2 protein-coding genes and 1 pseudogene are annotated in these 2,740 nt (G+C 76.8%); 2 read left to right on the forward strand and 1 reads right to left on the reverse strand.

Translation table 11 applies throughout. The annotated features are described in order from the left end of the window. Window positions 1–84: 84 nt before the first annotated feature. A complete protein-coding gene (locus ICW40_RS13925) occupies window positions 85–1,173 on the reverse strand; it encodes an NADH:flavin oxidoreductase/NADH oxidase (protein WP_221654621.1) in 1,089 nt (362 codons plus the stop codon). An 89-nt stretch (window positions 1,174–1,262) separates the two neighbouring features. Here ICW40_RS13925 and ICW40_RS13930 point away from each other — a divergent pair, with 89 nt between their 5' ends. Both ICW40_RS13930 and ICW40_RS13935 read left to right on the forward strand, forming a co-directional pair. Beyond that, window positions 1,263–2,117 carry a formate/nitrite transporter family protein gene (locus ICW40_RS13930; RefSeq protein ID WP_221654622.1) on the forward strand — a complete coding sequence of 285 codons (855 nt, stop codon included), beginning with the start codon at window positions 1,263–1,265 and terminating at the stop codon, window positions 2,115–2,117. Window positions 2,118–2,168: 51 nt separating this feature from the next. Next, window positions 2,169–2,740: pseudogene (locus ICW40_RS13935) on the forward strand (hypothetical protein); the annotation flags it as partial.

Here is a 2,740-nt window from a genome sequence, read left to right on the forward strand (position 1 = left end):
CTACTCGTTGCATCGGCCGCTTGAAACCGCCCCGGCGTGTCGCACGCGAACGCTCCAGTGCGCGGGGACCGGTGGGGTCCGGTGTCAGCGCCAGGCGCCGCGCACGTACTGGGGCTGCCAGGCGACGGGTGCGTCCGCGTCCGTCGTGACCGGGGCGCGCAGCTCGTGCGCGGCGCGCAGCGGCCACATCGGGTCACGCAGCGCCTCGCGGCCGAGCATCACGGCGTCGGCCGCGCCGTCGACCAGCAGGCCCTCGGCCTGCGCGGGCGACGTGATGAGGCCGACGGCGGCCACCGGCAGCCCGGACACCTCGGCCACGCGCCGCGCGTGCGGCACCTGGTAGCCCGGCCCGACGGGGATCGGCGCGACCACGTTCCCGCCGGTCGAGACGTCGACGAGGTCGACGCCGAGGTCGGCGAGGCCCGCCACGGCGTGGGCGACGTCGTCGGTGGTGAGGCCGCCCTCGGCCCAGTCCGTCGCCGAGACGCGCACGAACAGCGGCCGGTCCTCGGGCCACGCCGCACGGACCGCGGCCACGACCTCGCGCAGCAGCCGCGCGCGGTTCTCGGCCGACCCGCCGTACGCGTCGGTGCGCCGGTTCGACAGAGGCGACAGGAACTGGTGCAGCAGGTACCCGTGCGCGGCGTGCACCTCGACGACGTCGAAGCCGGCGCGCTCGGCCCGGCGCGCCGCGGCCGCGAAGGCCGCGACGACGTCGGCGATCGCCTCGGTCGTGAGCTCGGCGGGCGCCGCGTAGCCGTCGAACGCCACGTCCGACGGCGCCACGGTCGGCCAGCCGCCGTCGGCCGCGGGCACCGTGCCCTGCGCCTCGTGCCACGGGCGGTACGTCGAGGCCTTGCGGCCCGCGTGCGCGAGCTGGACGCCGACCGCGGCGCCGCGCTCGTGCACGAACCGGACGATGCGCTCCCACGCGTCCGTCTGGGCGTCGTTCCACAGGCCGGTGTCCTCCGGCGTGATCCGGCCCTCGGGGACGACCGCCGTCGCCTCGGTCAGCACGAGGCCGAAGCCACCCGCGGCCCGGGCCCCGAGGTGCACGAGGTGCCAGTCGTCCGGCAGCCCGTCGGTCGCGGAGTACTGGCACATGGGCGCCAGCCAGGCGCGGTTGCGGAAGGTCGTGCCGCGCAGGGTCAGGGGCGTCAGGAGTCGGCTCACGGACGCGCCAACGCGGCCGGGCCGCGATCGCTTCCCGACGCCGGGCTTTCGTCCCACGTCTGCGTGCGGCGGCACCGGGACCCTGGGGTGTGCTCTCGATCCCGGACGCCCTCGCGGCGCAGCGCCGCACGGCCGCGGCAAAGGCGGACGCCGCCCGGCGGACGCTCCCCTACCTCGTCCAGGCGATGCTCGGCGGCGCGTTCATCGGCGTCGCCGTCGTGCTCATGCTCAGCGCGGCGGGACCGCTCCGCGCGGCCGGGTCGCCGTGGGCGCCGCTCGTGCAGGGCCTCGTGTTCGGCGTCGCGCTGACGCTCGTCGTGACCGCGGGCGGTGAGCTGGCGACGTCGAACATGATGACGCTGACGCAGGGGGCGGCGGGCGCGGCGGTGGGCTGGGGACGGGCCGCGGGCACGCTCGCGCTGAGCTTCGTCGGCAACCTCCTGGGCGGTTTCACGTTCGCCGTGATGGTGCACCTCTCGGGCGTCGTCGCCCCGGGGACGCCCGCGGGTGCGATGCTCGCCGGCCTGCTCGAGCACAAGGCGCACGCGACGACGGGGCAGCTGTTCTGGCGGGCAGTGCTCTGCAACATGCTCGTGTGCCTCGCGATCTGGGCGGGGGCGCGGCTCACGTCCGAGGGCGCGCGGCTCGCCGTCGTCTTCTGGTGCCTGCTGGCCTTCATCACGTCGGGCTTCGAGCACGTCGTCGCGAACATGACGACCTTCGCGCTCGGGCTGATCGGCGGGCTCCCCGAGACCAGCTGGGTGGAGCTGGGCCGCAACCTGCTCGTCGTCGGCGTCGGGAACGTCGTCGGCGGCGCGGTGCTCGTGGGCCTCGCCTACGTCGTCGCGGGACGCACCGCCCCCGACCCGGTGCCGCTGCGGGAGCGCGCGGCGGACACGGAGCGGGTGCCGTCGAGCGCCGGTGCTGGCCCAGCGCTAGTTTGACGATCAGATCCCACGGTCCGAGGGAGACGCCAGCACCGACAGGAGCCGACCATGTCCTCGCCCAGAGAACCCCGCCCCGACGAGGCCGCCGGCCCCGACGACCGGCCCGGCGCTCGTGGGGCCGAGGAGACCCGTGCGACCGACGCGGACGCGACCACGACGCCCGCGGCGGCAGGACCGGGCCCGTCCGGAGGACCGTCCCCGGCAGCGGAGCAGCCCGAGGGACCGTCGCCCGCAGCCGAGCAGCCCGAGGGCGAGCGGTCAGCGCCCGCCCGGGAGGACGTCAGCCTCACGGGCCGCCCCATCGACGACGGACCCGTGATCGGTCAGCTCGAGCCCGGTGGTGCGCCGTCGACGCCGCCCGAGCGTGCGCCGCTCGGCGCCGCGAGCACGGACAGCGGCACGGGTCAGCACGCGGCCGCGCGCCCGTACCCGCCGGTGGTACCCACCCGCGACACCGACCGCGAGGGCGCCGGGACGCCGGCCAGGACCGGCGGCGACGGCCTCGACGAGCCGGCCGCGGGCACCACGGCCGCACCGGCGCCGTCCACCGCAGCGCCCTCGGCCGGCGCCACGACGCAGCCGGCGACGAACGCCACGACGGAGCCGGCGACGACGACCAC

It is taken from the genome of Actinotalea ferrariae, from assembly GCF_019733465.1.
In the GTDB taxonomy this organism is placed as follows: Bacteria; Actinomycetota; Actinomycetes; order Actinomycetales; family Cellulomonadaceae; genus Actinotalea; species Actinotalea ferrariae_A.